Annotated in this window: 4 protein-coding genes, 1 tRNA gene and 1 rRNA gene (1 of these 6 cut by a window edge); 5 read left to right on the top strand and 1 reads right to left on the bottom strand. The window is 37.1% G+C overall.

Annotated elements, in window-relative coordinates; translation table 11 throughout:
* Positions 1-110: 110 nt before the first annotated feature.
* Positions 111-737, top strand: a complete 627-nt coding sequence (locus M0R38_05800) for an autotransporter outer membrane beta-barrel domain-containing protein (GenBank protein ID MCK9481261.1) — start codon at positions 111-113, stop codon at positions 735-737.
* On the top strand, positions 727-1,920 hold the full coding sequence (locus M0R38_05805; GenBank protein ID MCK9481262.1) for a beta-lactamase family protein: 1,194 nt from the start codon (positions 727-729) through the stop codon (positions 1,918-1,920). Before M0R38_05800 ends, M0R38_05805 begins: the two co-directional genes overlap by 11 nt.
* Before the next feature lie 23 nt (positions 1,921-1,943).
* Here M0R38_05805 and M0R38_05810 read toward each other — a convergent pair whose 3' ends face one another.
* Positions 1,944-2,927, bottom strand: a complete 984-nt coding sequence (locus M0R38_05810; GenBank protein MCK9481263.1) for a lipoate--protein ligase — start codon at positions 2,925-2,927, stop codon at positions 1,944-1,946.
* A gap of 167 nt (positions 2,928-3,094) precedes the next feature.
* Here M0R38_05810 and M0R38_05815 point away from each other — a divergent pair, with 167 nt between their 5' ends.
* The 3 genes from M0R38_05815 to M0R38_05825 form a co-directional block, all read left to right on the top strand.
* Positions 3,095-4,348 carry a hypothetical protein gene (locus M0R38_05815; GenBank protein ID MCK9481264.1) on the top strand — a complete coding sequence of 418 codons (1,254 nt, stop codon included), beginning with the start codon at positions 3,095-3,097 and terminating at the stop codon, positions 4,346-4,348.
* A 727-nt stretch (positions 4,349-5,075) separates the two neighbouring features.
* Positions 5,076-6,597: ribosomal RNA gene (locus M0R38_05820) — 16S ribosomal RNA — on the top strand.
* Between the two features lie 78 nt (positions 6,598-6,675).
* A tRNA-Ile gene (locus M0R38_05825) sits at positions 6,676-6,740 on the top strand; it runs 9 nt beyond the window's last position.

A 6,740-nucleotide genomic window follows, 5' to 3' on the forward strand; every position in this document is an offset into this window, starting at 1 on the left:
AGGAATTTGTTTGTGCAATGATACATATCGATTGTGAGACGAACAACTGTTATGTGTTATTGTTTGATTTGAATAATTGGTTACTTTTACCGCAATTAATGTCATTCATCATGAAAAGATTTTTACTTCATATATTTTTCTTGAGTCTTTTGGTTCAAGGAGGTACGGCTCAGGGAAAGGATTTGTCCTATCCGTTAGAATTTAGCTTGTTTAATAATGGAAATTTTATGCCGGGTGCAGGAGTGCTCGGTATTTGGAGTCCTAAGATACATCCCGGTTTTAGCGTGGGTACAAGATTCTTTTATAGTCAAAAGGAAAATCATGAATTATTTCAAACTGTTAAATTGGGTTATTTCTTTCATCGCCATTCACAACAAGCATTTCAACTCTATTCAGAGTTTGGATATCGCTATAAATTTGCAAGAGATTTTTTTGTGGAACCAAGATTCGGAGCAGGTTATATGCTCTCGATCCCCAATATGCAAATATTTGAGTTTAAAGACGGTGAATATCTTCAAAAGAAATGGAAAGGAAGACACCAACTTATGGGAGGTTTGAATGTGAGTATAGGTTATAGTTTTGACAAAGCAAAACTGCCATTAGAGTTGTTTTTAGGATATCATTTTTGGGTTCAGGCACCATTTGTAAACAAATATGTACCCGTTTTGCCCAATAATTCTGTGCATGTTGGTGCTATTTATTATTTACCTATTAATTCTCAAGTCAATGAAAAATAGAATTTTAATTTTTTCAATAGCAATCTCAGCTTTCTTGATTACCAATATATTGCTTAGCGGTTGCGGAAAGGATAGTATAACCACTACAGGTACTTGTACTTATGTGCAACCGTTACATCCTAAGTCAGTGAAGTTTCAATCAATTATTGATAAATATGTAAGAAAAGGCTTTCCCGGAATTGCATTGTTAATCAAAGACAGTAGTGGTGTTTGGTGTGGAGCTTCAGGCAAAGCTGATATTGCAAAAGGAATTGAAATGGAACCTTGCCATGTTAATAAAGTTGCGAGTTTAACCAAGATTTTTATGGGTGTTTTAGCTTTTAAACTTGCTGAAGAAGGAACAATAGATTTGGATAAATTGATAAGCGATTATTTGAGCGAGAAGGATTTGAAGGATATTGCCAATGCAGACCAGGTTACAGTGAGACAATTGATGAACCATACAACCGGTATTTTTGATGTTATCACCGATAACTCATTCTATCTCTCTGTGCTAAATGACCCTCCTGCTTATAGAGACCAGTATGATATTTTGAAATTTGTAAGAGGACGTAAACCTGCATTTGAAGCAGGAAGTCAAGAAGGTTATAGCAATACAAATACTCTTTTATTAAGTATGGTGATAGATAAGGCTACCGGTCAATCACATGCTAAGCTTCTGAAACAAAAGGTGATAGATGCATTGGGTTTACATGATAGCTATTATTATTATCACGACCCTTTACCAGCAAATAAAGTGGCACAAGGATATTATGACTTATTCAACAATGGAACTTTAGTCAATGTGTCGAGTTACAACACCGGCAGCGGAAATGGATATACAGGGCTTTATACCAATGTTTTTGACCTTTTGACTTTTTCTGAAGCTTTGTTTGAAAAGAGAACCTTGATTTCTGCTAACTCATTAAATCAAATGCTCAACTTTGATAAACCTCTTTCAAATGGCGAAGACCGCTATTTAGGTGCAGGTTGTATGAAAGATTTTGTAATGCGCTCCAATGTAGATGAATATGCCTATGGACACAGGGGGCGTGATTTAGGATACAGTGCCGATATGTTTTATTTTCCTATTAAAGGACAAACATTGATCTTTATAATGAATTACGGCACTGATGGCGACAGCCATTTAAGACCATTCTTTTATGATTTTAGAACCGAAATTGTCGATGCAATGATGGAATAAAGAGCTTTTTCTAATAGATATCATTATTCAAATAATGGCATGATTTCATCAAGTGTTACATTTCCAAAATAATCTTGCAAAGTTATTTTGTTTAGTGTTGCTGCGATACTTTTTCGTTCATGCTTAATACCAATGAGAAATGATTCAAATTCCTCAATTGGCTTGGTAGCAAAGAAATCACCATAAACTTTTGCTTGCTCAATGATTCCTCGTGTAACTTCCAAATGTAATTCAATAAATCCAGCATTAATTTTAATTGCTTGTTTAAAATTGTATTGAGGTGAAGTGCCAAAATTCCAATCCCATATAGAATATTTTGTATTAGCAAGGTGTTGAATGTTTTTTATATCTTGAGCAGTGTATTTATATGTCTGAGAATTGAAATTTCTGCTTTGTATCTCTGCAATCAGCATTTTTTTGAAATCTTCATTAGTAGTGTTTTTAGGTAGATATGGTTGTAAGTTTGTTACACGTGCACGATTTGATTTTACACTCTTATCAACAAACTTCAATGGATTTATTTTGAGAGCCTCTGCCAATGTTTGCATTTGAGAATTAATCAGTATAGTGCCATGTTGAACGGTTTTGTTTTTACGAGCCAATTTGGCATTGCCACTAAACTTTTTTCCTTCAACTGTAAGATCGTTTCTTCCTTCTAGTTTTGCAGGAACACCTAAGCGGTTGAGTAAATCTAAAACAGGTTGTGTAAAAACAGAAAAGTCTTGAAATTCCTTGTGTTTGAATTGTGTGTGAAAAGAAAAGTTCAAGTTACCTAAGTCATGATATACTGCACCTCCACCAGATAACCTCCTTACCACCTTTATACCTTTTTCTTTTACGAAGTCAAGGTTGACTTCAGCCAATGTGTTTTGAAATTTTCCGACAATAATTGAAGGAGCGTTTACATATAACAAGAATATCTCAGTTTCAGGAAAACGGTTTAAAAGATACTCTTCTGAGGCTATATTAAAGTAAGCGTCATATGAAGGAGAATCAATAATCAACATACTCTTCTTAAATTAGAATGCAAACCTACGGATAAACAGAGCTTGTATTCAATATTTGTCTGAGTGAAGCAAAAACCACGATAAAATTTGATGATTTAATTTTAATGTTCGATAGTGTGAAATTTTACTACTTTTACTGCCTTTGATTACATGCAAAAGAATTGATTATGAAAGAAAAAATTGTGCTTAACATTGACAACCCACAAGAATTAGAGAGGTTATATAGAAATAATAAGTCAGCGTTTACCAAAGAGTTTGAAGAAATTTATCCCGATTTTCAGGATCATATTAGCATGCAAATTTGGTATGAAAGATTGTACTTTGAACGCAAGGAGAGTAATGATATTTCTTGGGGTAAAACGCATGATTTATTATTTGTTTTAATTGCGTCATTCTTTTCAGGACTTGTTGCTAAAATACCAAAACTTGTATCCATTGATTCTGAATTTTTCTATGAAAGGAATACTGCCTTTATTGTTCTGCCTTTTTTGATGGGTTATTTTATATTTCAAAACAAACCACCGTTGAAATATGTATTAGTTATATGCTCCACTGTTTTGATATCGCTTCTCTATATAAATATGCTTCCTCACAATGATTCGAGTGATAGTATATTTTTAGCATCTATACATCTTCCTTTGTTCTTATGGTCAGTAACTGGTCTTACATATACGGGTTCTGATTGGAAAAACAATGAAAAAAGATTAGGGTTTCTAAGGTTTAATGGAGACTTAGTAGTTCTGACTACCATAATCTTAATAGGAGGAGGTCTCTTAATGGCTATTACCTTGGGGCTGTTTAATCTAATACATGTTAATATAGAAAAATTCTATATGAATTATGTTGTTGTGTGGGGATTGGCAGCATCACCCATCGTTGCCACCTACCTCATCCGTATGAATCCACAATTAGTGAATAAGGTATCGCCTGTAATTGCAAAAGTCTTTACCCCGCTTGTCTTGATTACTTTGGTGTTTTATATTCTTGCCGTTTTTATTTCCGGTAACAGTCCTTATGACAATAGAGAGTTCTTATTAATATTTAATTTTTTGCTTTTAGGAGTAATGGCAATTATTCTGTTTTCAGTAGCTGCAACATCTAAGGAATCGTATGGAAAGTTAGGATTGATTCCCCTATTATTATTATCTCTTGCAACTATTGTTGTTAATATAATTGCACTCTCTGCGATTGTAATGCGAATTGTTGAATGGGGCTTCTCTCCTAATAAAATTGCTGTACTTGGTGGTAATATTCTTATTTTGACTCATTTATGTCAAGTTACCTTTCAAATCTTTAAATCTTTGCAAAGGTCTAATAGTATTGATATGATTGAGGAATATATTGCAAAATTCCTCCCATTCTATTGCGCTTGGGCGTTAATTGTCAGTTTTTTCTTTCCTTTCATTTTTGGATTTAGATAATATCTGACCAGAATAGTTGTGTGCGTTATTATATTGAGGGTTAAAAGCTTCAGGTGTAATATTATTTTGATTATTGAGGGGAAGAACATAGGTGCTTTTCTTGGGAATTTGGTAGAGAGTTTTACTATTACAACAAATGTACTATTGCGATTTTCTCATCAATTGGATTTATAATCATGAGTTAATTGTTGCTCCTTACCTTTAAATTATGGATATAATTGGTTAATTTACTAGCTTTGTTGCTGTTTAGCAACCGAAAAGCCCTGTCCGAAAGCATTAAATTAACTGCACGCAACAAATTAATATGTTGAATATCAATGTCATGCAAATTATTTTAAAAAAAAGATGAAAATAATTTGCTAATATGAAAAGCGGTAATAATTTTGCCGCCCCGTTCATAACAGAGACTGCTTTAGAATTGAGTTAAGGAAGAAAGTAAAAATATTTTTGCAGAATCCAAAACATTATCTATCTTTGCAGCCCCTAATTCAAAAACTGAGTTCACAAAAATATTCACCGCTTAAAATAATGAGTCAAAAATGTGGATAACTTATTCTTGACAAGTTGAAAAAGCGTTGTACTTTTGCACTCCCTTTTTGATGAGGGAATTTGAAATGAGAAATATTAATTCGTAATGAATATAATATACGTTCTTTGAAGTAATGGAAGAATAGCGGACCTCTTTTAATTTGAGGAAAAATAAAAGTTCAGGATTCAAACAATTTTTACTATGAAGAGTTTGATCCTGGCTCAGGATGAACGCTAGCGGCAGGCCTAATACATGCAAGTCGAACGAGATTCTTTACTTCGGTGAAGATGAGAGTGGCGAAAGGGTGAGTAACACGTGTGTAATTTGCCCATAACTGGAGGATAGCCCAGAGAAATCTGGATTAATACTCCATAATATTATGAAAAGGCATCTTTTTATAATTAAAGCTCAGGCGGTTATGGATAAACATGCGCCCCATTAGTTTGTTGGTGAGGTAACGGCTCACCAAGACTACGATGGGTAGGGGGTTTGAGAGGATGATCCCCCACACTGGTACTGAGACACGGACCAGACTCCTACGGGAGGCAGCAGTAGGGAATATTGGGCAATGGACGAAAGTCTGACCCAGCCATGCCGCGTGCAGGATGAAGGCCCTCTGGGTTGTAAACTGCTTTTATAAGAGAAGAAACCCCTCTTCGTGAAGAGGGCTGACGGTACCTTATGAATAAGGATCGGCTAACTCCGTGCCAGCAGCCGCGGTAATACGGAGGATCCAAGCGTTGTTCGGATTTATTGGGTTTAAAGGGTGCGTAGGCGGATTTTTAAGTCAGCGGTGAAAGCCTGTAGCTTAACTACAGAATTGCCATTGAAACTGAAAATCTTGAGTATAGTTGGGGTGGATGGAATGTTGCATGTAGCGGTGAAATGCTTAGATATGCAATGGAACACCGATAGCGAAGGCAGTTCACTAAACTATTACTGACGCTGAGGCACGAAAGCGTGGGTAGCAAACAGGATTAGATACCCTGGTAGTCCACGCCCTAAACTTTGCATACTAGTTATTGGCGATATACTGTCAGTGACCAAGCGAAAGCGTTAAGTATGCCACCTGGGGAGTACGACCGCAAGGTTGAAACTCAAAGGAATTGACGGGGGCCCGCACAAGCGGTGGAGCATGTGGTTTAATTCGATGATACGCGAGGAACCTTACCTGGGCTTGAAAGTTAGTGCCCGATGCCGAAAGGTGTCTTTTCTTCGGAACACAAAACTAGGTGCTGCATGGCTGTCGTCAGCTCGTGCCGTGAGGTGTTGGGTTAAGTCCCGCAACGAGCGCAACCCCTATCCTTAGTTGCCATCAGGTAATGCTGGGAACTCTAAGGAGACTGCCTACGTAAGTAGTGAGGAAGGTGGGGATGACGTCAAGTCATCATGGCCCTTACGTCCAGGGCTACACACGTGCTACAATGGCTGGTACAGAGGGTCGCTACTTAGTAATAAGATGCTAATCCCAAAAAGCCAGTCTCAGTTCGGATTGAAGTCTGCAACTCGACTTCATGAAGCTGGAATCGCTAGTAATCGCATATCAGCAACGATGCGGTGAATACGTTCCCGGGCCTTGTACACACCGCCCGTCAAGCCATGGAAGTTGGGAGAGCCTGAAGTCGATAACCGCAAGGAGTCGCCTAGGGTTATACCAATGACTGGGGCTAAGTCGTAACAAGGTAGCCGTACCGGAAGGTGCGGCTGGACCACCTCCTTTTTAGAGATATACTGAACTTCTGCTATTCTTCCTCCCACTTCATTTATTTCCAGAAACCCCTCCGGGCTTCTCTTGAACAGTCCCGTAGCTCAGTTGGTTAGAGCACTACACTGATAATGTAGGGGTCAGCAGTTCAAGTCTGC

Source organism: Bacteroidia bacterium (assembly GCA_023228875.1).
GTDB lineage: Bacteria > Bacteroidota > Bacteroidia > NS11-12g > UBA955 > JALOAG01.

What these genes read in the sequence shown, in the direction of transcription:
- M0R38_05800 (MCK9481261.1), top strand. Translation starts at nt 111, where the DNA reads ATGAAAAGATTTTTACTTCATATATTTTTCTTGAGTCTTTTGGTTCAA.
- M0R38_05805 (MCK9481262.1), top strand. Translation starts at nt 727, where the DNA reads ATGAAAAATAGAATTTTAATTTTTTCAATAGCAATCTCAGCTTTCTTG.
- M0R38_05810 (MCK9481263.1), bottom strand. Translation starts at nt 2,927, where the DNA reads ATGTTGATTATTGATTCTCCTTCATATGACGCTTACTTTAATATAGCC.
- M0R38_05815 (MCK9481264.1), top strand. Translation starts at nt 3,095, where the DNA reads ATGAAAGAAAAAATTGTGCTTAACATTGACAACCCACAAGAATTAGAG.